We start from the raw sequence: 23,764 nt of genomic DNA, 5'->3' as shown, positions 1-23,764 counted from the left end.
GAAAGGACTTTTGACATGGAATCGCTCAAAATTGTCGTAGCGGCCGTTCTCGCGCTGATGGTATCACCTGCTATCGCCCAATCGGACGCGGAGTTGATGTTCGCCAATCCGAGCAAGCTGACCCAGACGGATGGCGAGGATGTCTACAACGCCATCTGCGCTGGCTGTCATATGCGCGACGGGCAGGGCGCTGTGGGAGCCGGCATGTACCCAGCCCTCGCCAACAACACGAACCTCGAATTTCCGGGGTATCCAATCTATCTGATCATACACGGACAGAAGGCCATGCCGCCGCTTGGCGATGTGCTCAACGACGAACAGATCGCCGCGGTGGTCGACTATATCCGCACCAGTTTCGGCAACAACTACCCCGAAGAAACGCCTGTTCAGGACGTCACCGAATCCCGCTAACCGATCCTCGTGGCGGGCGTGCGCGCCCCGCCGTCAACTTTTGCAGGAGGGTAAGATGCCCAAGAATTTCGTGATCGCCATCGGATTCACCCTGATGGCAGCCAGTGCGGGCTTTGCGCAAGATGTGGTGCGCCACACCAATCCTGGCTCCAACTTTCCCATTGCACGGGCCGTGGAAGTTCCAGCCGGCAGAACCACCATCTATCTGAGCGGCGCAGTCCCCTCGGTTGTCGATCAGGCCGCCGATCCCTCGACCGTGGCCGCATTTGGCGACATGCAGGCCCAGACTGTTAGCGTGCTAAACTCGATCAACAAGACCTTGGACGATCTCGATCTTGCCATGGGTGACGTGGTCAAGATGCAGGCCTTCCTGGTTGCGCCCGAGGGCACGGTTGACTTTGAAGGTTTCATGCCGGGCTATACACAGTTCTTTGGTACGGACGCCCAGCCCAATCTGCCATCGCGTTCTGTGGTGACGGTCGCCGGCCTGGCCAATCCGGGCTGGCTGGTGGAAATCGAAGTCACAGCAGTGCGGCCTTGACAGGCAAGAGGGAGAGTGAACATGGAAGCCAAACCGCTGGCACTGCTGCTCATTGGCGCCGTCACGCTGCCAGCACAGGCTGACGGGGATGCCGCCAAGGGTGAAAAATATTCAAGAAGTGCTTTGCCTGCCACGCTGTCGGCTACGGCGCCCGCAACAAGGTCGCTCCCGTGCTCAACGACATCATCGACCGTCAGGCCGGCACTCTTGCCTGCTTCAATTACTCCAGTGCGATGGTCGAAGCGGGCGAGGGCGGCCTGGTTTGGGATGAAGGCAGCTTGAGTAAATACCTTGCCGCCCCCCAAGCCTTCGTGCCGGGCTCCAGAATGAATTTTGGCGGCCTCAAGAAGGAAGGTGATATCGAAGACGTCATCGCCGATCTAGCAACGTTTTCGGAATAGTGGTGGGCGGTGAGCGGCAGTTGGTCCAGCGTTCTTACGACGCAGAGCAGCGGGTTGGCATCTGATCGGCTCGGCATAAAATCAAGCGCTGGCTGCTGCGAGATGGGGTTGGGCAGAACGGCATGACAAGGCATCCATCGGTGTCAGGAAGATTAACATGAACAAGCTTCTACCCGGCCAGTGCCGTGCGGCGCGCGGTCTGCTCAACTGGTCACAATCGCGGTTGGCGACAACGTCCAATCTCAGTGAGGATGTTATTCGGGACTTCGAGATGGGACGAACCGTTGCGAGTAGCAACAGTCTCGTGGCCATCAGCACGGCGCTGGAGGCAGCCGGCATCGAGTTGATAGCCGATGGCCTGGTCTCGGGTGCTGCCGGCATAGGTGTGCGGCTGCGATTCCCCGCGCAGATCGTCAAACGCATAGACATTATGGAAAATGAGGGCGGGCCGGTCGGCGAGGATGACAGGGCGCCGTAGCCATCGCGGTGACCATGGACATTGCCATGGGCGGGACATCTCGGAATACTCACACTCCGCTAGCTCGGTCTTGCGTGAGCGATGTTCCGTCCCCACCTTCCGTCCTTTTGTTAGCCACGAGATTCCGCACCGGTTGATGTCAGTGCGGGAGTTTCTCCATGGACGCTCCATTGGAGCTTCTCACAAATGTCGGGAGGCGGAGCCGCAATTGGCTGTGACCCGATGAGGTGAAGGCGCGGACTGTCGGCGAGAAGCCCCAAAGCCTGGTCTGCGGCTGCAGCTATTGCCTGCACCGCATTGGCGAGGATATCTCCGAGCGGCTCGACGTGATCCTGGCCAAGTTCCGGTGATCGTGACCCGTCGCCCCAAATATGCCTGCCGCTCATGCACGGATGGTGTGGTGCAAGCCCCCGGCACCCGGACGGTTGACCCCGGCGGGATGCCACCGTTCTTCACGCCGATATATGCCTAAGGCCGTCTTTCGCCCGCCTCGATGCGGATGGGCAGAACATTTTGCGCCGGGGGCAGCGGACAGACCGCGAAGTCAGTATAGGCACACGGCGGGTTGATGGCCTTGTTGAAGTCGAGAACAATTGAACTGTCGGTGACCTCTTCGCCATAGACGAAGCGGCACGCGCCATAGGTGCTGTCACGCGCGGTAAGGTCGCGGATGACGAATTGAGGGCTCTCCGGCGTGCCATGCGTCGCGAGGAGTCCATAGGTCGTGCCATCGCGGGTAAACACCGCCTTGTGCGTTGCCTCGACCTCGGTCTGGATAGACCGCGAGGTGTCGATGGTCAGTTCGAGGGGCGTGTCGAGGGCCACCCATTTGGCAACAATGCGCCAGCTTGGATCGAGCTCGAAATAGGCAATGTCGGGGAAGATCGCGGCCGCCGTGGACGCGGTATCGCGAACCCGGAGCGCATTCTGGCCGTTGAGCGTGGTGACTTCGAGCAGCAGGTTACCAGCGGTGAAGCGCGGCGGCTTGTATTTGGACAGCTCGAGCACAACTGGCGTCGCGCCATCGGCCGGCTCATAGGTCACCCCGCCTCGTTCATCCTGGGTCAGCGTGCCGACTCTCTGGGGTCCGGTGGGCAGGACAATGTCGTTATCGGCCGCGCTGCCGACGCTGACCGTGCCTGCCGAGAGCCAGTCACGCGCAACGATATTGAGCCAGCCATCGGCCGCTTTGAGCGCAGCAAGGCGGCGGGTTTTCCAGTCGGCATAATCGGCTTGGTAATCGCTCATGGTCATGTTTCCTTCAAAGTCAGGCGCGGTACGCTGGCCAGCAGGCGCTGCGTATAGCTGTGTTGCGGAGCAGCCAGAACATTGGCCGTTTCGCCCTGCTCGACGATACGGCCGTGTTCGAGAATGACGATGCGCTGGCAAAGTGCGGCGACCACGCCGATATCATGCGATACGAACAACAAGCTCATGTCCTTGCTGAGTTCGGCCAGCAGTTCGACGATGCGAATACGGGTGGTCAAATCGAGTGCGCTCACCGCCTCGTCGGCGAGCAGCAATCGGGGTTTGGCCACGATGGCGCGGGCAATGGCGATGCGCTGGCGCTGACCGCCCGAAAACTGGTGGGGATAGCGCTTGGCTGTGTCCGGGTCGAGGCCGACCGCAGCCAGCGCACTGGCCACCGCCACGGCATGATCGCTGGCAATGCGCAGCGAACGCAGTGGCTCGGCAATGATCGAGAAGACTCGCTGGCGCGGATCCAGTGACGAGTAGGGGTCCTGAAAAACCACCTGCGCTTGGCGGCGAAACTGGCGCATGAAGGGGCCATTGCCGGGATCGAGCGGCGCACCATCGAAGCTGATGCTGCCCGCGTTCGGTCGCTCGAGGCCGAGCAGCAGCCGCAGCAGCGTGGTCTTGCCCGATCCTGATTCACCGACCAGCCCGATCGTGTCGCCGGCGGCGATGTCGAGCGACACCCCATCGAGAATGCGGCGGTCCGCGGTATAGCCAAAACTGACATCGTCGACGCGAATTAGGCTCATCGCTTGCCCCCCAAAGCGTCGTCAAAGCTGCGTGCTGCCTGGAGCAGACTGCGTGTATAGTCATGCCGGGGTTGGGCAAAAACGTTGGTCACTAGACCCGTTTCGACCGCCTCGCCGCGGCGCAGCACAACGACGCGCTCGACAGTGTTGGCGACAACCGGCAGGTCGTGGCTGATGAACAGCAGCGCCATGTCGCGTTTGCGAACCAACCCGTCCAGCAGGCCAAGAATTTCGGCTTGGGTGGTGACGTCAAGCGCGGTGGTGGGCTCATCGGCGATCAGCAGATCGGGCTTGCAGGCCAGCGCCATGGCGATGGCGACCCGCTGCCGCTGGCCGCCCGACAGTTCATGCGGATAGGCCAGGGCAATACGCTGGGGGTCGGGCAGGGCGACTTCGAGGAGCAGATCGACAACAATCGCGTCCAGTGCCCCGCCCATGATCGACGTGCCATCCCGCTTTGCGCGACGCGCGGCGGGCTCGGCGATCTGTTTCCCCACCCGCATCAATGGATCAAGTGCGGTCAAGGGCTCTTGAAACACCATGGCGACCGCTTTGCCGCGCAGGGTGTTGAGCTGGCGGTCCGAGCCACCGATGACCTCCTCGCCCGCCAGGAGGACTGAGCCGCTGGCGTCGAGCTGACGCGGCAGCAGGCCGGTCATGGCCAGCGCGGTCAGCGATTTGCCCGAACCGGACTCGCCGATCAGGCCAAGGCGCTCGCCGGGCGCCAGCGAAAAGGACAGATTGGAGACCAGCACTGTGTCGCCGGTCTGAACGCTGAGGGATTCTACGCGCAACAGGCTCATCGGTTACGCCTTGTCGGGTCGATCTGGTCACGTAGGCCATCGGCCAGCAGATTGACTCCGATGGCCAGCGACACCAGGGCCAGCCCCGGCGCAATGGCCCCGAGCGGCGCGCTATAGACTGTGCCCTGCGCCTCCTGCAACATGCGGCCCCAGGATGCATTGGGTGGCGGCGCGCCCAGGCCCAGATAGGAGAGGGAAGCTTCCGCAATCACCGCCAGCCCGAATTGCAGGGCGAAATTGACCGACAGTGTCGGCCAGATATTGGGCAGGATGTGAATTAGGACGATTTTGGCCCAGGACGACCCGGAGGTCCGCGCGGCGGTGATGTAATCCATTACCAGGACGCGCTTGACCAGAATCCGTGTCAGCCGGGCGACGATGGCAGAAAGGGCAATGCCCAACGCGACGATGGCGGACCACAAATTGGCGGTATCGCTTGCGGCAACCACCAGCATGGCAATGAGCAGGGTCGGGAAGGCAATGAGGATATCGAGCGTCGCGGCGAGCGCATCGTCTAGCCACTTGCTGGCAAAGGCGGAGAGCGTACCCAGGGTAACCCCGATCAGGGCGCCGATCGCCACCGCGCCGATGCCGACCTGCAGGGCGATCCGGCTGCCGATCATCAACTGGGTGAACAAGTCGCGCCCCAGCCGGTCGGTGCCGATCCAGTGCGACAGGCTGGCCCCGTCCAGCCGCCCACCGGTAAAGGCATTGGGGTCGTAAGGCAGCCAGCCCAGGGTCAACAGTCCCAGCACGATGTGGATACCGACAAGCACTATGCCGCCCCAGAGCGTCAGCGAAATGGTACCCTTGGGCTTTGTGGGGGTGGAGGGGAGAATGATGTCGGTCAAGCCTTTGCCCTCGCGCGGCCGCGCAAGCGCGGATCAACGAGGCGCTGGGTGATATCGGCGGCAAAGCCGATCAGCAGCACCAGCAGTGTGGAGACAAACAGAACGCCCTGAACATTGGGATAGTCGCGCTGCTGGATGGCCAGCAGCAGCATCGAGCCCAACCCCGGCAGGCTGAATACCCGCTCGATCACCACGGCGCCCAGAAAGGTGCTCGCCAGTTCGATGCCGAGAATGGAAATCACCGGCACGGCGCCGTTGCGCAGGCCGTGGCGCAACAGCGCTTCGGTGAAGCTGGCGCCCAAAGCGCGGGCGGTGCGCAGATAATCGCTGTCGAGCACGTCAAGCGTGGCCGCCCGCACATAACGCAGCAGTGAGGCGCCCATGACGAGACCAATGGTCAACGCCGGCAGGATCATGCCGGTGGCCGCCTCAGCAAAACTGCTCCAGCCGCGCAGCGGAAAGCCACCCGAGGGCAGCCAGCGCAGGTTGATGGCAAACAGCGATACCAGAAGAATGCCCAACCAGAACACCGGGATGGCGATACCCAGCTGGGAAATGACCGAAATGGCGGCGCCATACCAGCGTTCGGAGCGCACCGCAGACAGGACGCCGAGCGGCACGGCAAGCAGGATGGCCAGCACAAAGCCCAAAAGCGTCAGCGGCAAGGTGACCGACAGCCGGTTGCCGATTTCCTCGAGCACCGAGGCGCGACTAACAAAGGATGTGCCCAAGTCGAGCCGGGCGATATTGCCGAGAAAGGTGGCAAACTGCACAGGGAGCGGCTGGTCCGACCCCACCTGGGCGCGTGCCGCCTCGATCTGCTGTGGCGTCGCGCCGACGCCGAGCAGAGCATTGGCGGGATCCCCCGGAAGCAGGCGCAGCAGCACGAACAGCACCACCGCCGCGACGAACAGCGAGATGATCAGGATCAGGGTTCGACGAAGCGTATAGGCGAGAATGACAGGGAATCCTTGCGCGTTGGTCGGCGCAACAATAGGGGCGCGGCCACAGGAAAGCCACCGACAGCATGCCGGTGGCGGAGGTGCGGGTTGAGCGCCGATAGCGCCTATTGGCTCTTTTCTATGTCGAAGGCGAAGAACTGCGAGTTGAGGCCATTGACCGGATAGCCGCTGACATTGGCCGCCGAAACCACGATCTGCGGATAAAGATAGAGCCAGTTGCTGGCGGCATCCTCGGCAATGATCCGATTGGCCTGGGTCAGCTTGTCGACCTGCTCATCCTGTGACCCGGCTGCTTCGGCATCGGCCACCAGTTGAACGACCTCGGGATTGTTGTAGCCCCAATAGAAGTCTGGGTTGCCGTAAAACACGATATCGCGGTGGTTGACGTGCTCCTGCAGCGTCGCCTCGAAATTCTGTTCCTGGTAAATCTTGGTGTACCACTCGTTCGCGGTGATGATGTTGATGTTCACCGTCACCCCGATCTTGGCATATTCGGCCTGCAAGAACTGCGCGACGAGCGGATGTGGATCGTAGTCAGGCGTATCAAGGGTGAACGCAAAACCATCCGGATAGCCGGCCTCGGCCAGCAGCGCCTTGGCGCTGTCGACATCATAGGCATCGACATCGGTCAGGTCGACATACCAGGGGTCGGTGGGCGGAACGAAGGAGCCGATCAGCGTACCATAATCACCCCAGACTGAGTTCAGCAGGCGGGCCTTGTCGGTGGCGCGGGCCAGCGCCTTGCGCACCTGAACGTTGTCGAAGGGCGCGACGCGGTCGTTATAGGCCAGCAATTCCTTGGTCGTCGAAGCGCCTTCGGTGATAGTGTAGGCAGGATTGTCGGCGAACTGGGCCAGTGAATCGGGGCTCTGTACCGAGGTGATGACATCGATGGCATTGGTCAGCAGCGCGTTGTTGAGCGCGGTGGCATCGGTGAAATAGGTGTATAGCACCTCGCCATTGCTCGGCGCGTCACCCCAGTACCCGTCAAAGCGAGTCAGAGCCAGAGCTGAACCGCGGCGCCATTCTTCGAGCGTATAGGGCCCAGTGCCGTCTTCGGTTGCCGTGATGTCGCTGGCGGCGTCGTTGACGATCCACACGTAAGAGAGGTTATAGGGCAGCGAGATCGACCGTGCGGTCAGACTAATAACGACAGTCTGCTCGTCCGGTGTTTCGATCGAGGCAATGGTCGAGAGGCTCCGCTTGCGCGAGCTCTTGGACTCCTCCGCGGTGACACGCTCGATGGAATATTTTACGTCGGCGGCGGTCAGCGGATCGCCGGAGTGGAAGGTCAAGCCGTCCCGCAGCTTGAACGTATAGGTGAGACCGTCTTCGCTGGCTTCAAAGCTGTCGACGAGCTTTGGCTCGACAGCGCCTTCATCGGTGAGCTGGAACAGGGCTTCATAAACATTGCCGTTGAACGCCTCGTTGATGCCCTGGCCCGCCCCGGCGGTATTGTCGAGGTTCTGCGGTTCATAGAGCGAACCGATGCGGATGGTAGCGTCAGCGTCGAAATCCTGGGCTAGTGTTGCGCTGGACAGCGACACGCCTGCCAGAAGGACTGCGGTGAACAAGAGACGGTTGGTCATGGCTTCTCGGGCTTTCGGATAATTCAACCCTACCATATGCGTCTAGCGCCAAGAATCCACGGGAAGATTGGCGATTATATTGCTCCAGAAGCGCAATTTTGGACAATGCATTCTGCAGGGGTGGGGATGCTTAGCAAAACGCAGCCAACCCCTCAGAAAACGACGAAAAAGAAAGTGGATCGCGTCCGTAGATGGTAACTGGTGTGCCGTCCCGACCTTCCGACCTTCCGTCCTTCTGTCAGCCATGAGATTCCGCGCCGGTTGATGTCAGTGCGGGTTTCTCCATCGACGCTCCATTGAAGCTTCTCAAAAATGGCGGGAGCTGGCGTCGCAATCGGCGTTGGCCCGATGAGGTTAAGGTGCGGACTATTTCCGAGACGCTTCGTCGGGGGCGAGTATTGGTGAAGCTGCGCAGTGGCATGGTCTAAAGGCCAGGGGAAAGAACCCGGTGGGAGATGCGCGGCGCAGCACCGCACAATCGGCACCGATTGCCCCATTTCTTGAAATTCCGCACTTATTGCGATGGGTCGCCGCTGGCACTTAGGCGACGCAACTGCCACTCGACATTTCTTGCGGGTGTGCCCCAAGGTCAGGTTCGGGTCATAGGGCCTAGCCATTCGCTCACGGTTGGCATTGGTGCCGAGGGCCGTAGGGTTCTGCCAGCAGCACCTGCAGACGAGTCGGCTTCGGCCATCATCTGCGGCGACTTTGATCAAATCCTTGGTTTGGCAGCCGGTCACTTGAATGTTCATTCCCCTCAATTGTCCATCGAAGGGGACAGCTCTCTTGTGAGCGAAATATTTGCGCCCAGGCGGGGCTGATCAGGTGTGTCCTCTTTTCATAAATCTGGCCCTTTCCCAGAATCAGATTCACTTGTCGCGTCTCCGGCCGCGACTATTGTTGGCACTTTGACCTTGGAGCGCGCGATGAAGCGGCAATGGATGTTCTCGTCGAATTCTGAACGCGTCATCGGGGAGTTCGACACTTCCGGCCGGATCCGCATGGACGATGGGCCCTATCGCGGTTTCCTCGATCACCTGCCAGTACGCGCGGGGCTAAGCCTGTTCCTGGCCGAAGGTGGGGCGGACAGTGCCTATTCCCTGGCGGCGCTGGGAGAGCCCGCCTCTGACAACCTGATCCTGGGCTGCATGCTGAGCGGTACCGGTATACTGGAGGCGGTGGGCAATCCGAACCAGGTTTGGCGAGCCAGCGGCCAGCTCTATGCGCTGAGCCTGTCCAACCGGCCGGTACGCTATCACTTGGAGGCCGACCAGCCGTTCCGGTCGGTCGCGCTGATGCTGACGCCAGATGCCGTGGAGGCGCTGGCCGAGGACCATGATCTGCCCGAGCTGACGCGGTCATCGCGACGGACCGGGCCGATCTCGATGATGAGGCCGATGGGGCCGCTGGCGAGCAAGGTGGCGATGGACCTGCTGCAACCCCTCTATCGCGGGCCGATGGAACGGCTCTATCGCGAGGGCAAGGCAACTGAACTGCTGGCGCTGCAGATCGGCCTGCTGGGCCAGCCCCTTGACAAGGACCTGACCAGCGCCGAACTGCGCCGCGTGCGCGAGGCGCGGGAACTGCTGGTGACCGACCTGCGGAACCCGCCTGACCTGGCGGGGCTGGCGGCGGCGGTGGGACTGCGGGTTAAACGGCTGAATCAGGGGTTCCGGCAGATCTATGGCACGACGGTATTCGACCATCTGCTCGATGTGCGAATGACTACCGCGCGCGACATGCTCGACCAGGGTCTCGACATGCCGCTCAAGCAATTGGCCTGGGCGATGGGCTACCGCCAGGCCAGCAACTTCATCAGCGCCTTCCGGACCCGCTTCGGAATCTCGCCGGGCGCCTATGGCCGCCGGTCGCGCGACTGAAATTATGCTGGCGAGCAAGTGCATTGCCCAACGGGCATGCACCTTGTCTGCCTGAGGCTTCCCAGCAATTTTCCGGGCCATGGGCCGACTCCACCGGAGGCGGTTCCACGCTTACCCGGAGTTTGACTGATGACGCTATTGCCCCGCCTTTCCCTCGCCATATTGATGTCCACGGCTTTGACAGCGCCCGCCTGGGCCACCGGCTCACTGAGCGAGGTGGGGGAGATCGTTCCAAATTACTATTGGTATGATGCGACCGGCGTAAGCGGCAACGGTCAGTTCGTGACGGGTTTTGGCTTTGACGGAGCAGGCTTCCGCTCCTTCCTGATGACACCGGATGGACTGGTTGACATGGGAACGTCCGGATCGTCCGACGCCTTCGCGCGGGCCGTTTCGAACAACGGCGTTGTTGTCGGAGAAACCTTTGGGGCCGGCACCAGAGCCTTTCGGTGGACCAGCAGCACCGGATATGAGGATCTTGGGCAGCTGGGAATGCTCAGCGGCGTGAACACGGTCTATGGCAAGTCGATATCCAACGACGGCACCAGGATCGTGGGGACGAGCTACAGGCCGTCGCAGAGCCTCTTTGGAGGCTATGTATGGGTCGAGGGCGCAACTACGGGTGTCATCGGCAACGAGCAGATGTACGGGCTGGGAGCGCTCTCGCCTGGGGGACAAAGTTCCGCAGAGAGAATATCGGGCAATGGACAATGGGCTGCCGGACAGGCATCCGTTGCAATGGGCAGTGGGCGCGCGGTGCGATGGTCGCTGGCCGACTACGAGACGGCATGGACGACAATTCTTGATCTAGGGACCTTGGGGGGGTCTATTCGCACGCCTATGACGTCAGCGATGATGGCCGCGTAGTGGTCGGCGAATCCCACAACTCCCAAGTCGTCCGCGCTTTCCGCTGGGTCGAGGGGAGCACCGGCGGCGCCGTCAGCAATCCGCAAATGCATGACCTGGGAACTCTGGGCGGAGACGAATCCAGGGCCTACGCGCTGAGCAGCGACGGTTCCGTGGTCGTCGGCGAGGCGTTCGATGCCGACGGGATCAACGAGGCCTTCCGCTGGACCGAGGGGACGGGCATGATCCGGGTTTCCGACTGGCTCGCCGCCAATGGCGTCGACACGGGCGGCATGCGCCTAGTCACTGCCAGGGACATTTCGGACGATGGCAACGTTGTCGTCGGGCAGATGGGTCCTACCACCTACGCCGATCGTGCTTTCATTGCCCGGGTCGATGTCGAGCACGGCTCGGGCCTGATGGACGTTGCCGAATATACGCATACGCTGCTGGCCAATGCGCGCATGTCGCACATGGGCGTGGATCTGACCTGGCTGCCGATGAACGGAGCGCATCATCGCCCGATCATGGCGCAGGGTCGGTTGGCTGACGATGCGTGCTTGTGGAGTGTGAGCGATCTGGCCCAACGCAATAACGGCGGCATGGGGCTGACTGAGGCGGGCGCGTGTGGCGCGCTGGGCGATTACGTCGTGGCGGGTTTGGGTGTTGGTGCCAGCACGGCTTGGCAGGATCTGGTGCTGGGCGGCAGCGCGCGGCTGGGCGGCGCCTATGTGGTCGGTGAGGTGGACTGGCAGCCCGATGGCACGCCGCTGCTGCTGTCGCTGACCGGCATGCTGGGCGGTTGGGAGGCCAATGTGTCACGTGCCTATTCCAACGGGGCGGCCACTGACACTTCAACCGGTTCGACGGGCATTGGCGCCGGCATGGTGCGGGCGCGCATCGATTGGCAGGATGCGGCCTTGCTGGGGAATGTGAGCATCAATCCATGGGCTTCGGTGTCCGTCGGCCGGACGGATATTGGGGGCTATACGGAGCAGGGCGGGGCCTTCCCGGCACAGTTCAATGGCCAGCAGATCGTGCAGGGCGAGGTGCGGTTGGGTGTGACGGCGGTGGCTGAACTGACACCGGAAACCACGCTGAGCGGCACGGTGGAAGTGGCGCATCGCAGCGGAACGGCGCCTGCGGCCAGTGGACAGGTGGCGGGCCTGTTCGATTTCGGGCTGGGCGGGGGGAGCTTCGGGGCGACCTGGGCGCGCGCCGGCCTTGACCTAGACCATCAGCTGACCGCCAAGGTACGTTTTTCTGGGTCGCTTCATGCGGCGACGCAAGGGCAGGATGCGACCGTGTCCGGTTCGCTGGGGCTCAAGGCTGTGTTCTAGCATTCTCACATCGCCCGGACCAAGCAGAAGGCGTCGCCCAGCCGGGCGGCGCCTTTGTATTCTTGGGACGGAAGCGGCCGCCAGCGGATGAACTACGACAAAGGATTGATTCCGCCGGTCCATGTTTTCGGACGGTCGTCCCAATGTCGTCCCAGTCGCATGTCGTCCCAGTCGGGCGAGGGCAGTGCCATTGATTTCATTGAGGTTTTTGGTGCCGGCAACAGGATTCGAACCCGTGACCCCCTGATTACAAATCAGGTGCTCTACCAACTGAGCTATACCGGCAACGGGCTGGCCATTAGCATTGAAGCGCCCGGGCTGCAATGGGGCGTTGTCGGATTCCAGGCCGGGCGTCGTCGCTCCCACGCCTTGCCGGCCATGAACTTTTTTTCTGCCATGAGGTGCTGCGGCGCACTTTCCTACGCGGATATTCCGTGCGGGAGAAGGGGCGTCTTGTGTGAACCTTGTCCTGGAGATAATTGTTCCTAACGTGCTGTAGCCTAAGCATTTTCGGCGTTTTCTGTCTTGATCGCCGTGCCGGGCAAGCCTACCAACTGAGGCTTGTTGACGGGCCCGCTCGCGTGGCGTGACCGATGGAGTTTGCCGCGATGCAGAGCAGTTCCCTGACCCATTTGCAGGCGCTTGAGGCCGAAAGCATCGAGATCCTGCGCGAGGTGGCCGCCAGCTTTGAGCGGCCGGTGATGATGTACTCGATCGGCAAGGATTCCAGCGTGCTGCTGCACCTGGCGCGCAAGGCGTTCTTTCCCTCCAGGATTCCGTTTCCGCTGCTGCATGTGAACACCACCTGGAAGTTTGCCGAGATGATCGCGTTTCGCGATGCGATGGCGGAAAAGCACGGCTTTGATCTGATTAGTCACACCAATCCCGAGGGTCTGGCCAACAATATCAATCCGTTCGATCATGGCTCGTCGCGCTTTACCGACATCATGAAGACCCAGGCGCTGCGCCAGGCGCTCGATGCGGGGCGCTATGATGCGGCGATTGGCGGGGCGCGGCGCGACGAGGAGAAGTCGCGCGCCAAGGAGCGGATTTTCTCGCACCGCAATGCCAGCCACGCCTGGGACCCCAAGACCCAGCGGCCCGAGTTGTGGCGGGTGTTCAACACGCGGATCAATCCCGGCGAGAGCATGCGGGTGTTCCCGATCTCCAATTGGACCGAGCTGGATGTGTGGACCTATATCTATGCCGAAGGCATCGAGCTGCCATCGCTGTATTATGCCAGGCTGCGGCCGGTGGTGGAGCGGGCCGGCACGCTGATCATGGTTGATGACGAGCGCTTCCGGCTGGAGCCGGGCGAGACGCCGCGCGAGGAACTGGTGCGCTTTCGCACGCTGGGCGACTATCCGCTGACCGGGGCGATCCGCTCGTCGGCCGCCAGCCTGCCGGAAATCATCATGGAAATGCAGGCCAGCCGGACCTCCGAGCGCGAAGGGCGGCTGATCGACAGCGACAGCGTCGGCTCGATGGAGAAAAAGAAGCAGGAAGGGTATTTCTGATGAACCTGCCATTGCGTTCTGCCGATACCGACGTGGCGCTGTGGCTGCAGCAGCAGACCGACAAGTCGCTGCTGCGCTTTCTGACCTGCGGCAGTGTCGATGACGGCAAGTCCACGCTGATCGGGCGGCTGCTCTATGACAGCCAGATGGTGCTCGACGACCAGTTGGCGAGCCTGAAGCGGGAAAGCCACAATCGTCATGTGGGCGATGAAGGCATTGATTTTTCGCTGCTGGTGGATGGGCTGAGCGCCGAGCGCGAGCAGGGCATTACCATCGATGTGGCCTATCGGTTCTTTTCCACCGACAAGCGCAAGTTCATCGTCGCCGATACGCCGGGCCACGAGCAATATACCCGCAATATGGCGACCGGGGCCTCCAATGCCGATCTGGCGCTGGTGCTGATCGATGCGCGCAAGGGCGTGCTCACCCAGACCAGGCGGCACAGTTTCATCCTGTCGCTGATCGGGGTGAAGCATGTGGTGCTGGTGGTCAACAAGATCGACCTGGTCGATTACGACAGCGGCGTGTTCGACCGCATTGTTGCCGACTATCGTGCCTTTGCCGAGCCGCTGGGCTTCAAGTCGCTGGCCGCCATCCCGGTTTCGGCGCTGCGCGGCGACAATATGCTGGCGCCCAGCCCGCGCACGCCCTGGTATGGTGGAGCGGGGCTGGTGCCCTATCTGGAAGCCATTGACGTCAGCGAAGACCGCAGTGCCGAGCTGTTCCGCTTTCCGGTGCAGTGGGTCAACCGGCCCAATCTGGACTTTCGCGGCTTCTCGGGCACGCTGGCTTCTGGCGCCATTGCCGTGGGTGATGAGGTGCTGGTTGCCGCGTCACACCAGCCGGCGGTGATCAGCCGCATCGTCACCATGGATGGTGATCTCGATCATGCCGTGGCCGGGCAGGCGGTGACACTGGTGCTTGACCGCGAGGTCGATGTCTCGCGCGGCGATGTGCTGTCGCGACCGGGCGAGACGCCGGAATATTCCAACCAGTTCCAGGCCCGCATGGTCTGGATGAGCCAGGAGCCGGCCTTTGCCGGTCGCTCCTATTTGCTCAAGGTCGGTGCCCAGATCGTGCCGGCCACCATTACCGATCTCAAATTCCGGACCAATATCAATACGCTCGAACAGACCGCAGCCACCAAGATCGACCTCAATGAGGTGGCGACGGTCACCATCGCCACCGACAAGCCCATCGCCTTTGACAGCTACGCCACCAATGCGCTGACCGGCGGGTTCATTCTGGTGGACCGGCTGAGCAATGCCACCTTGGGCGCCGGCACCATCGACTTTGGCCTGCGCCGGGCGCAGAACCTGACCTACCAGTCGTTTGACGTGAATCGCGATGTGCGCGCGGCGATGAAGGGGCAGGCGCCGCAGATCATCTGGTTCACCGGCCTGTCGGGTTCGGGCAAATCCTCGATTGCCAACCTGCTGGAAAAACGGCTGACCGCCGAGGGCAGGCACGCCTATATCCTGGATGGCGACAATGTGCGGCACGGGCTGAACCGCGATCTGGGCTTTACCGAAGCGGCGCGGGTGGAAAATATCCGCCGCGTCGGCGAAGTTGCCCGGCTGATGGCCGATGCGGGGCTGATCGTGCTGGTCTCGTTCATCTCGCCGTTCCGCAATGAACGGCAATTGGCGCGCGAGATCGCCGGCGATATCAGTTTCGTCGAGGTCTATGTCGATACCCCGATCGAGGTTTGCGAAGCGCGCGACCCCAAGGGTCTCTACAAGCGGGCCCGGGCCGGCGAGATCAAGAACTTCACCGGCATCGACAGTCCGTTTGAAGTGCCGACTGCGGCTGAACTGGTGCTGCATGGCGCCGAACAGGAGCCCGCTGTGCTGGCCGACCAATTGCACGACTGGCTCGGCGCCCGAACCTAGACCAGCGCGGCAAAATCGATCTGGTCGATATCGTTGAGGGTTTTCATCATCAGCCCCTGGAAGATCGGCTCCTTTTCGTCGTGATGGGCGATGATCTCGGGCAGCCCGTTGATGCGGCAGACCAGGGCACTGCTCAAGGCGGCCGTGATTTCGGCCTGCATCAGCGGAAAGGCGCGGGCGCCGGGACCGACGATCAGGATGTGCGCGGGATCAAACACCGCCATCATGCGGCTCAGGCCAAAGCCGATGGCGCGCCCGGCCTGGTTGAAGGCGTGGGTCGCGCTGCGGTCGCCGGCCTGGGCGCGGACAATCAGACCATCATATTCATGGGCCGGAACGGCCGGGGCCGGGGTGGTCGTTTCGGGCACCGAATAGGCACTGCGCAAGACCCCATAGTCGGCGGCATAGGCTTCGATGCAGCCGCGCATGCCGCAGCGGCACAGTGCGCCATTGGGGATGTGGTTCATGTGCCCGAATTCGGTGGCGCCTTCGTCGCCGCGCCCCAGGATCTGGCCGCGAAAGGTCATCCCCATGGCGACGGTCGAGCCGACAAAGACGGTGGCGACGCTGGCATCATGCAGGGCAGGGTCCAGCCAGCGCGCGCCTTCCGCCAGCAGGCGGCCGCGCTTGTACAGCGTTACCGGCAGGCCCAGTTGCGCCGCCAGTTCCTCACCGAAGGACTGGCCGGCCAGATGGGCGATGGGCGACCAGCGCAACCCGTGGCCGGGGCGATCGAGAATCCCCTGCACTGAAATGGCGACCCGGCGAATGGGTGGAGCATCGTCGGCATTGCGGCTCTGCAAATGTGCCAATTGCTCGGCCAGGAAGTCGGTGGCAGAGATGGACGCGAAAGTGGTCGGGGTAATCGGGGTTTCAATGCGGTCGACCAGCACGCCGCCATAGTCGACCAGCGACATGCGGGCGCGGTTGACGTCAAGCTCCAGCAGGGCCGCCGTGCCAATGGCCCGGTTGAAACCAAGCTGCGTGGCGGGCCGCCCGCGGCTGCGGGCATCGGATTTTTCGCTGGCGACCAGCTCGACGATGACGCACTGGGCAATCAGGTCCTGGGTAATGGCGGTGATGCTGGCGTGGCTGAGCCCGGTGGCGGCGGCCAGGGCCGTGCGCGAGAGTGGACCTTGCACGCGCAAGGCGCCAAGCACCAGGCCCCGGTTCTGCCGCCGGACGCTGTCACTATCGCTGACTTTCCGCCCCAAGCAGCCTACTCCTCACCTCAAAACGCAACACATCATTCCCCGCCCAATAGCGCAAACAGTATTTATTTCGGGTTGCGAAATTGATGTTGACTCACTTGGTGCGCTCGTGCCAATTCTTTTTTCGAGCAGTGAAATTAATGCTCAGGGCGCCGGTGGAGGCAGCCCGCTGGGGTTAAACCACCGGCACGAATGTGGGCAGGAGGACTGGCCCACGAGGGAGGACGAAGATGAACAAGTTTCTAACGGTCTTGCTATGCACGACTGTCATTTCCGGCGCGGCCGGTGTTAGCTATGCGCAGGACGGCATCACCGTCGGCGTGTCGTGGAACAATTTCCAGGAAGAGCGCTGGAAGACCGACGAGGGCGCCATCAAGGCCGTGCTCGAGGCGGCTGGTGCAAACTATATCTCGGCTGATGCCCAGTCATCGGCGTCCAAGCAGCTGACCGACATTGAAAGCCTGATTTCTCAGGGTGCCGATGCCATCATCGTGTTGGCCCAGGACAGCGAAGCTGTTGGACCTGCCGTGGCTGCCGCTGTGGCCGAGGGCATTCCGGTGGTCGGCTATGACCGCCTGATCGAAAACCCCGACGCCTTCTATCTGACCTTTGACAACAAGGAAGTCGGTCGCCTGCAGGCTGCTGGCGTCGCTGCCGTGCAGCCCGAAGGCAATTACGTCTTCATCAAGGGCAACAGTGCCGATCCCAATGCGGACTTCCTGTTCGCGGGCCAGATGGAAGTGCTGCAGGCCGGTATCGACTCCGGCGCCATCGTCAATGTCGGCGAAGCCTATACCGATAACTGGAACCCTGAAGTTGCCCAGGCGAACATGGAGCAGTTCCTGACCGCCAATGACAACAAGGTCGATGCCGTCGTGGCGTCCAATGACGGCACCGCCGGTGGCGCTATTGCTGCGCTGGCAGCCCAGGGTCTGGCCGGTTCGGTTCCCGTGTCGGGTCAGGATGGCGATCACGCCGCGCTGAACCGCATTGCGCTGGGTACGCAGACTGTTTCGGTCTGGAAAGATGCCCGTGAGCTGGGCAAGAAGGCCGCTGAAGTGGCCCTCGAGCTGGCTGGCGGTACCGCACTGGATGCTGTGACCGGCGTGGTGCCGTTCGCTGGCGGCCCCAAGGGCGTGGAGATGAATGCGTTCTTCATCGCCCCCGTCGCCATCACCCAGGACAACCTCGACGTCGTCATTGACGCCGGCTGGGTGGGCAAGGATGTGGTGTGCCAGGGTGTTGCAGCCGGGTCGGTTGCGGCCTGCGACTAGCATCTGATCCACAGCATTTTGATAAAAGATGGTGCCGCGGCGTTCGCGCTGCGGCACTGTCGCCTAGGTCGGCGCTGCTTTGCCCAGGGTCGGGGCGCTTGGCCTTTCGGGGAGAATAAACTTGGCTGATCAACATGCCATTCAAAACACCGTTCATCCGAGTTCGTATGCGCGCAATCCGCTGCAGCGGTTTCTGATTGCGACCGAACTGGATACCCGCCTGCTGGGCATGGTCGGGGCGCTGGCCATTATCTGGATTGGCTTTCATATCCTTTCGGGCGGCCTGTTTCTGACACCACGCAATCTGTGGAACCTGTCGGTGCAGACGGCATCGGTGGCGGTGATGGTCACCGGCATGGTGCTGGTTATCGTCACCCGCAATATTGACCTGTCGGTTGGCTCCATTCTGGGCGTCGTGGCCATGGTCATGGGTGTCATGCAGACCGATATCCTGCCCAACCAGCTGGGGCTGGGTCTGGGACACCCGATGATCTGGGCGCTGTCGCTGGCGGCGGGCCTGCTGACCGGCGTGGCCATTGGCGCCCTGCAGGGCAGCATCATCGCCTATCTGCGGGTGCCGGCCTTTATCGTGACGCTGGGCGGCTATCTGGTGTGGCGTGGCGCCGCCTGGTGGGTGACCATGGGCCGCACCGTGGCGCCGATGGACCCGACCTTCCAGTTGATGGGCGGTGGTCCGACCGGTTCGGTCGGCGAGTTCTGGAGCTGGGTGGTGGGCGTCATCGCCTGTGCCGCCATTGTGGTGATGCTGTATTTCGGACGGCGGCAGCGCCTGCGGTTCAAATTCCCGCTGCGGCCGGTCTGGGCGGAGGCGTCGCTGGCCATTATCGGCTGCAGCCTGGCTATCGCTGCGGTCTGGGTTGCCAATTCCTATCCCTGGCCGATCCGCATTGCGGAAAACTATGCGGCAGCCAACGGCATTGCCGTGCCCGAGGGCGGGCTGTTCATCTCCCATGGCATCGCCATTCCCGTGCTGATTGCGCTGGCGGTTGGTGTGGTGATGACCTTCATTTCCACCCGGACGCGCTTTGGTCGCTATGTGTTTGCCATGGGCGGCAATCCCGAGGCGGCCGAACTGGCCGGCATCAATACGCGCTGGGTTACCGTCAAGATATTCATGCTGATGGGCGCGCTCTGCGCCATTGCAGCAGCAATCTCGTCGGCGCGCCTCAATGCTGCGACCAATGCCATGGGCACGCTGGACGAACTCTACGTCATCGCTGCGGCGGTGATCGGGGGCACCTCGCTGGCGGGCGGTGTGGGCACCATTGCCGGGGCACTGCTCGGTGCGCTGGTGATGCAGTCCCTGCAGTCCGGCATGGTGCTGATGGGGCTCGATAGCCCGTTGCAGTCGATCGTGGTCGGCGTCGTTCTTGTCCTGGCGGTGTGGCTCGACACGCTCTACCGCAATAACAAACACTAGGAGTCCCGGCGATGCTGGACACCCGAACGCCCCTGGTGGAAATGCAAGACATTTCCATCTCTTTTGGCGGCATCCGCGCCGTGGACCATGCGTCCATTGACCTGTTTCCAGGTGAAGTAGTGGGATTGCTGGGCCATAATGGTGCCGGCAAGTCGACGCTGATCAAGATCCTGTCGGGTGCCTACAGGCGCGATGCCGGTGCAATCCGGATCAATGGCGAGGATGCCACGATCAACAATCCGCGCGATGCCAAGGCCTATGGCATCGAGACGATCTATCAGCAGCTGGCCGTGGCCGATAATGTCGATGCCGCCGCCAATCTGTTCCTGGGGCGCGAGATCACCACGGCCATCGGCACGCTCGATGACGCGGCCATGGAATCCAAGGCGCGCGAAGTGATGGGCCGGCTCAATCCCAATTTCAAACGCTTCAAGGAGCCGGTAAAGGCCCTGTCAGGCGGTCAGCGCCAATCGGTGGCCATTGCACGGGCCATCCTGTTCAACGCCCGCATCCTGATCATGGATGAGCCCACGGCCGCACTCGGCCCGCAGGAAACCACCCAGGTTGGCGATCTGATCAAGCAGCTCAAGGCCGACGGGATCGGTATTTTCCTGATCAGCCACGATATTCACGACGTGTTCGATCTGGCCGACCGCGTGGTGGTGATGAAGAATGGCCAGGTGGTGGGCACGGCAAGAACCAGTGACGTCACCAAGGATGAAGTGCTCGGCATGATCATTCTGGGCAAGGTGCCTGCGGGCGCAACACCGGGGCCGGGGGCACTGCAAGGCTAAGGGCTGACAGGGCCGATGTCGCCGGGCTGGATTTCCCCGGCGGCGACAGCAGCAAAGTGACCGCTGGGGCGGTTGCCGTGGGCACCGCCAGCGTGTCAAACCTTGGTGCAAGAGTGCCAAGGAGAATCTCAGCATGAAAACCCGCGCCGCAGTGGCTTTTGAATCCGGCAAGCCGCTCGAAATCGTCGAGCTCGATCTCGAGGGCCCCAAGGCCGGCGAAGTGCTGATCGAGATCAAGGCGACCGGCATCTGCCATACCGATGATTTCACCCTGTCCGGAGCTGATCCCGAGGGGATTTTTCCCGCCGTGCTGGGTCATGAGGGTGCTGGCGTGGTGGTTGAGGTCGGGCCCGGCGTTACCAGCCTGAAAGTGGGCGACCATGTGATCCCGCTCTACACCCCGGAATGCCGCGAGTGCTATTCGTGCCGCTCGGGCAAGACCAATCTGTGTACCGCCATTCGCAGCACCCAGGGGCAGGGGCTGATGCCGGACGGCACCTCGCGCTTCTCGCTCAAGGGCAAGCCGATCTTTCACTATATGGGCTGCTCAACCTTCTCGAACTTCACCGTGCTGCCCGAGATTGCGGTGGCCAGGATCGATGCGGCAGCAGCCTTCGACAAGGTTTGCTATGTCGGCTGTGGCGTGACCACCGGCGTTGGAGCGGTGATCAACACCGCCAAGGTCGAGATCGGCGCGACCGCCGTGGTGTTTGGCCTGGGTGGCATTGGCCTCAATGTGATCCAGGGCCTGCGCCTGGCGGGCGCCGACATGATCATCGGTGTCGATCTGAACAATGACAAGAAGGCCTGGGGCGAGCGCTTCGGCATGACCCATTTCGTCAATCCCAAGGAAATCGAGGGCGATATCGTGCCCCATCTGGTCAACCTGACCAAAAGGCGCGGCGACCTGATCGGCGGCGCCGATTACACTTTCGACTGCACCGGTAACACCACGGTTATGCGTCAGGCGCTCGAAGCCAGCCATCGTGGCTGGGGCAAGTCGGTGGTGATCGGCGTGGCCGGGGCGGGGCAGGAAATTTCCACCCGTCCGTTCCAGTTGGTCACCGGTCGTACCTGGATGGGCACGGCTTTTGGCGGCGCCAAGGGACGCACCGATGTGCCCAAGATCGTCGACTGGTATCTCAGCGGCAAGATCGAGATCGATCCGATGATCACCCATACGCTGCGGCTCGAAGACATCAACAAGGGCTTTGAGATGATGCGGGCTGGCGAGAGCATCCGCTCGGTGGTGGTTTACTGAGCCAGGTGCCACCCTCCTGGTTCGACAGACGCACCATGCGGACCACTGTGAACCCCCACGAGACCTCATCCTGAGCCTGTCCAAGGATGAGGTCGTGTTGCCGTATTGAGAACGCCCATGCCTGATCCCACCATTTTCGTCGATGCCGATGCCTGTCCGGTCAAGGCCGAAGCCCTGAAGGTGGCCGAGCGGCTGGGCCTGGTCATCACCCTGGTCAGCAATGGCGGGATACGGCCGTCGCGCGACCCGATGGTCAAGATTGTCGTGGTGTCCGCTGGAGCCGATGCGGCCGATGACTGGATCGTCGAGCAGGCTGCGGCCAATGACATCGTGCTGACCGCCGATATCCCGCTGGCCAGCCGCGCCATCGACAAGGGCTGCCACGTATTGGGATTTACCGGCAAACCCTTCACGCCCGACTCCATCGGCATGGCGCTGGCGATGCGCGAGCTCAACCAGCATTTGCGCGAAACCGGGGAGAGCAAAGGCTATAATGCGGGCTTCACGCCGGCGGACAGGTCCGCGTTTCTGAGCGCACTGGATACGCTGGGGCGAAAGGCTAAATCCCAGGCGGGTAAGTAGTTCTTAAGTTTTCGCGAGGGGAATGTTAACCATAATCGGGAAGAACTGGGTGCAGTATCAATTGTGCTGAGTTCTGGTTGTGTCCCTCCCGCGTGTTGCCGTGTCGTTTCTGTTGTTGTGCGCGGTTCTGGCGGGATGTGCCAAGCCGCCTCGCGAGCACAGCCTGCTTTCTTACACTGACCGCCCTGTTTCAGCTGAAGTCACCGGGTCGGTCGCCCATGGCGTTCCACCATTCACCGATCAGCGCATGCCCGAGCCGATTGTGACGCCGGGATATCTGGCCGGGCGCACGCTGTCGGTCGGTTCGACCGGCGATATCGTGCTGCGGCCCGGTGAAGTGGTGCTGACCTTTGATGACGGTCCGCGCACCGGCAAGACCAGTGAAATTCTGGTCACGCTGGACAGCTTTGGCGTCAAGGCCACCTTCCTGATGCTCGGCGCGGCTGCCCAGGCCCATCCCGAACTGGCCCAGCAGGTCGCGCTGCGGGGGCACACTGTGGGGAGCCACACCTTCAATCATGTCGATCTGAGCGGTCTGGACCGTCAGGCGGCGCTCGACGAGATCGCCAGGGGCGAACGGGCGGTGTCACAGGCGCTGGCCGGTGCCGGACAGAAGCTCTCGCCCTTCTTCCGCTTTCCCTATCTGTCGCAGACCGGTTTCCTGCGCACCAACCTGCTGCAGGGCAGTACCATCGTGCTCGATGTCGATATCGACAGCAAAGACTACTACAAGGACAGCGCGGCCGTGGTGGCCGAGCGCACACTGGCCAGGCTCGATCAGCTCGGCAGTGGTATCGTGCTGTTCCACGATATTCACCAGCGCACCGTGGCCATGCTGCCAACTTTCCTGAGCGCGCTTGAACAGCGCGGTTATTCGGTGGTGCGGCTGGTACCGAGGGATAGTGGCGTATTCGGGCGCGACGTGATCATCGCCGAGGCGTCCGAACTGCGCAGCTGTTGCGACTGAATCGAATCCGCCAAACGCTCAGGCGCGCGGGACGAAAAGACGGTCGCGTGATCCCACCAGGTGCTCCCGCATCAGCGCGCGCGCGGCCACAGGATCCTGTGAGCTGATCGCTTCCAGTATCGCGCTGTGTTCCACGAAAACGTGCTGCAGGCCATCGCTCGTGCTGCGCAGTGACAGGCCGTGAAAGCGCATGCCCACGGCGATATGATCTTCCAGTGCTTCCATCGCCGTGGCGAAATAGGGATTGGCCGAGGCCTGGGCTATGGCCAGGTGAAACATGAAATCGGCGTCCGCACGGTGCGCCTGCCGGTTGGTGGCATCGCGCAGCAGGCCCAGCGCAGTCTTGATCTTCTGCAGAGCCTCGGGCGTACGACGCGTTGCAGCCATGGCGGCGGCCTCGGGCTCGATGGTGAGGCGGAAGTCGTAGCAATGCTGGAGGTCGGACAGGTTCTCCATCTGCCCGAAGCCCAGCGGCTCGCGCACACCCTGCTCACGCACGAAGCTGCCGGCGCCGCGGCGAGAGTAGATCAGGCCCTGGTCGCGCAGGCGTTGCAATGCATCACGCACGACCGGGCGCGACACCTGGAATTCGGCAGCCATGGCATGTTCAGTGGGCAGTCGCTCATCCACGCCATAGGCGCCGGACTTGATAGCCCGCTGGATGCGGTCGAACACCGCGTCAGAAAGGCTGCGTCGTACATTGAGTAATTCCGACAT

23 protein-coding genes, 1 tRNA gene and 1 pseudogene are annotated in these 23,764 nt (G+C 62.2%); 16 read left to right on the top strand and 9 right to left on the bottom strand.

What is annotated here, in order from left to right; all coding sequences use genetic code 11:
* Window positions 1-15: 15 nt before the first annotated feature.
* The 5 genes and pseudogenes from ABFY71_RS02370 to ABFY71_RS02350 form a co-directional block, all read left to right on the top strand.
* Window positions 16-411, top strand: coding sequence for a c-type cytochrome (locus tag ABFY71_RS02370; RefSeq protein ID WP_347944491.1), 396 nt, complete (start codon window positions 16-18; stop codon window positions 409-411).
* 55 nt (window positions 412-466) lie between these two features.
* Complete coding sequence (locus ABFY71_RS02365; RefSeq protein ID WP_347944490.1) at window positions 467-952, top strand: RidA family protein; 486 nt, start codon at window positions 467-469, stop codon at window positions 950-952.
* A gap of 170 nt (window positions 953-1,122) precedes the next feature.
* Entirely contained in the window at window positions 1,123-1,353 is a 231-nt protein-coding gene (locus tag ABFY71_RS02360; RefSeq protein ID WP_347944489.1) for a c-type cytochrome, read from the top strand.
* Window positions 1,354-1,510: 157 nt separating this feature from the next.
* Window positions 1,511-1,831 carry a helix-turn-helix domain-containing protein gene (locus ABFY71_RS02355; protein ID WP_347944488.1) on the top strand — a complete coding sequence of 107 codons (321 nt, stop codon included), beginning with the start codon at window positions 1,511-1,513 and terminating at the stop codon, window positions 1,829-1,831.
* A 251-nt stretch (window positions 1,832-2,082) separates the two neighbouring features.
* Window positions 2,083-2,276: pseudogene (locus tag ABFY71_RS02350) on the top strand (IS66 family transposase zinc-finger binding domain-containing protein); the annotation flags it as partial.
* 23 nt (window positions 2,277-2,299) lie between these two features.
* On the opposite strand, the gene ABFY71_RS02345 reads toward ABFY71_RS02350, so the two are convergent.
* From ABFY71_RS02345 to ABFY71_RS02320, 6 genes are all read right to left on the bottom strand, one after another.
* Window positions 2,300-3,079: a DUF1684 domain-containing protein gene (locus ABFY71_RS02345; RefSeq protein ID WP_347944487.1), complete on the bottom strand. Its 780-nt coding sequence runs from the start codon at window positions 3,077-3,079 to the stop codon at window positions 2,300-2,302.
* Between the two features lie 2 nt (window positions 3,080-3,081).
* The gene (locus ABFY71_RS02340; protein WP_347944486.1) at window positions 3,082-3,837 is read right to left on the bottom strand and encodes an ABC transporter ATP-binding protein; all 756 of its coding nucleotides are present in this window, start codon (window positions 3,835-3,837) and stop codon (window positions 3,082-3,084) included.
* Window positions 3,834-4,640, bottom strand: a complete 807-nt coding sequence (locus ABFY71_RS02335; protein WP_347944485.1) for an ATP-binding cassette domain-containing protein — start codon at window positions 4,638-4,640, stop codon at window positions 3,834-3,836. Before ABFY71_RS02335 ends, ABFY71_RS02340 begins: the two co-directional genes overlap by 4 nt.
* Window positions 4,637-5,443 (bottom strand): ABC transporter permease, encoded by an 807-nt coding sequence (locus ABFY71_RS02330; RefSeq protein ID WP_431021496.1) that lies wholly within the window; start codon window positions 5,441-5,443, stop codon window positions 4,637-4,639. Before ABFY71_RS02330 ends, ABFY71_RS02335 begins: the two co-directional genes overlap by 4 nt.
* Before the next feature lie 44 nt (window positions 5,444-5,487).
* Window positions 5,488-6,450 (bottom strand): ABC transporter permease, encoded by a 963-nt coding sequence (locus tag ABFY71_RS02325; RefSeq protein WP_347944528.1) that lies wholly within the window; start codon window positions 6,448-6,450, stop codon window positions 5,488-5,490.
* Between the two features lie 107 nt (window positions 6,451-6,557).
* Window positions 6,558-8,042 carry an ABC transporter substrate-binding protein gene (locus ABFY71_RS02320; RefSeq protein WP_347944484.1) on the bottom strand — a complete coding sequence of 495 codons (1,485 nt, stop codon included), beginning with the start codon at window positions 8,040-8,042 and terminating at the stop codon, window positions 6,558-6,560.
* 926 nt (window positions 8,043-8,968) lie between these two features.
* On the opposite strand from ABFY71_RS02320, the gene ABFY71_RS02315 reads away from it, so the two are divergent.
* The 3 genes from ABFY71_RS02315 (at window position 8,969) to ABFY71_RS02305 (ending at window position 12,108) form a co-directional block, all read left to right on the top strand.
* Window positions 8,969-9,922 (top strand): helix-turn-helix transcriptional regulator, encoded by a 954-nt coding sequence (locus ABFY71_RS02315; RefSeq protein ID WP_347944483.1) that lies wholly within the window; start codon window positions 8,969-8,971, stop codon window positions 9,920-9,922.
* 129 nt (window positions 9,923-10,051) lie between these two features.
* Entirely contained in the window at window positions 10,052-10,789 is a 738-nt protein-coding gene (locus ABFY71_RS02310; protein ID WP_347944482.1) for a hypothetical protein, read from the top strand.
* Window positions 10,789-12,108 carry an autotransporter domain-containing protein gene (locus ABFY71_RS02305; protein WP_347944481.1) on the top strand — a complete coding sequence of 440 codons (1,320 nt, stop codon included), beginning with the start codon at window positions 10,789-10,791 and terminating at the stop codon, window positions 12,106-12,108. Before ABFY71_RS02310 ends, ABFY71_RS02305 begins: the two co-directional genes overlap by 1 nt.
* Window positions 12,109-12,317: 209 nt before the next feature.
* Here ABFY71_RS02305 and ABFY71_RS02300 read toward each other — a convergent pair.
* Window positions 12,318-12,393: transfer RNA gene (locus tag ABFY71_RS02300), tRNA-Thr, on the bottom strand.
* A gap of 323 nt (window positions 12,394-12,716) precedes the next feature.
* Here ABFY71_RS02300 and cysD point away from each other — a divergent pair.
* The gene (cysD, locus tag ABFY71_RS02295; RefSeq protein WP_347944480.1) at window positions 12,717-13,625 is read left to right on the top strand and encodes a sulfate adenylyltransferase subunit CysD; all 909 of its coding nucleotides are present in this window, start codon (window positions 12,717-12,719) and stop codon (window positions 13,623-13,625) included.
* Window positions 13,625-15,517, top strand: coding sequence for a sulfate adenylyltransferase subunit CysN (cysN, locus tag ABFY71_RS02290; protein WP_347944479.1), 1,893 nt, complete (start codon window positions 13,625-13,627; stop codon window positions 15,515-15,517). The genes cysD and cysN overlap by 1 nt, the downstream gene beginning before the upstream one ends.
* On the opposite strand, the gene ABFY71_RS02285 is transcribed toward cysN, so the two are convergent.
* Window positions 15,514-16,731, bottom strand: coding sequence for an ROK family transcriptional regulator (locus ABFY71_RS02285; RefSeq protein ID WP_347944478.1), 1,218 nt, complete (start codon window positions 16,729-16,731; stop codon window positions 15,514-15,516). The two genes, cysN and ABFY71_RS02285, sit on opposite strands and share 4 nt — an antisense overlap.
* Window positions 16,732-16,958: 227 nt before the next feature.
* On the opposite strand from ABFY71_RS02285, the gene xylF reads away from it, so the two are divergent.
* The 6 genes from xylF (at window position 16,959) to ABFY71_RS02255 (ending at window position 23,047) form a co-directional block, all read left to right on the top strand.
* Window positions 16,959-18,002 (top strand): D-xylose ABC transporter substrate-binding protein, encoded by a 1,044-nt coding sequence (gene xylF, locus ABFY71_RS02280; protein WP_347944477.1) that lies wholly within the window; start codon window positions 16,959-16,961, stop codon window positions 18,000-18,002.
* 139 nt (window positions 18,003-18,141) lie between these two features.
* Complete coding sequence (locus ABFY71_RS02275; RefSeq protein WP_347944527.1) at window positions 18,142-19,443, top strand: sugar ABC transporter permease; 1,302 nt, start codon at window positions 18,142-18,144, stop codon at window positions 19,441-19,443.
* Between the two features lie 11 nt (window positions 19,444-19,454).
* On the top strand, window positions 19,455-20,237 hold the full coding sequence (locus ABFY71_RS02270; protein WP_305578694.1) for an ATP-binding cassette domain-containing protein: 783 nt from the start codon (window positions 19,455-19,457) through the stop codon (window positions 20,235-20,237).
* A gap of 133 nt (window positions 20,238-20,370) precedes the next feature.
* Window positions 20,371-21,498: an S-(hydroxymethyl)glutathione dehydrogenase/class III alcohol dehydrogenase gene (locus ABFY71_RS02265; RefSeq protein ID WP_347944476.1), complete on the top strand. Its 1,128-nt coding sequence runs from the start codon at window positions 20,371-20,373 to the stop codon at window positions 21,496-21,498.
* Window positions 21,499-21,615: 117 nt separating this feature from the next.
* The gene (locus ABFY71_RS02260) at window positions 21,616-22,080 is read left to right on the top strand and encodes a YaiI/YqxD family protein (protein WP_305578698.1); all 465 of its coding nucleotides are present in this window, start codon (window positions 21,616-21,618) and stop codon (window positions 22,078-22,080) included.
* 247 nt (window positions 22,081-22,327) lie between these two features.
* Complete coding sequence (locus tag ABFY71_RS02255; RefSeq protein ID WP_347944475.1) at window positions 22,328-23,047, top strand: polysaccharide deacetylase family protein; 720 nt, start codon at window positions 22,328-22,330, stop codon at window positions 23,045-23,047.
* A gap of 18 nt (window positions 23,048-23,065) precedes the next feature.
* Here ABFY71_RS02255 and ABFY71_RS02250 read toward each other — a convergent pair whose 3' ends face one another.
* Window positions 23,066-23,764 (bottom strand): FadR/GntR family transcriptional regulator, encoded by a 699-nt coding sequence (locus ABFY71_RS02250; RefSeq protein ID WP_305578702.1) that lies wholly within the window; start codon window positions 23,762-23,764, stop codon window positions 23,066-23,068.

The sequence above is a fragment of the Devosia alba genome, from assembly GCF_039938915.1.
GTDB lineage: Bacteria > Pseudomonadota > Alphaproteobacteria > Rhizobiales > Devosiaceae > Devosia > Devosia alba.
Note: the sequence above shows the minus strand (reverse complement) of the source record. Positions and strands in the feature narration are given on the sequence as shown.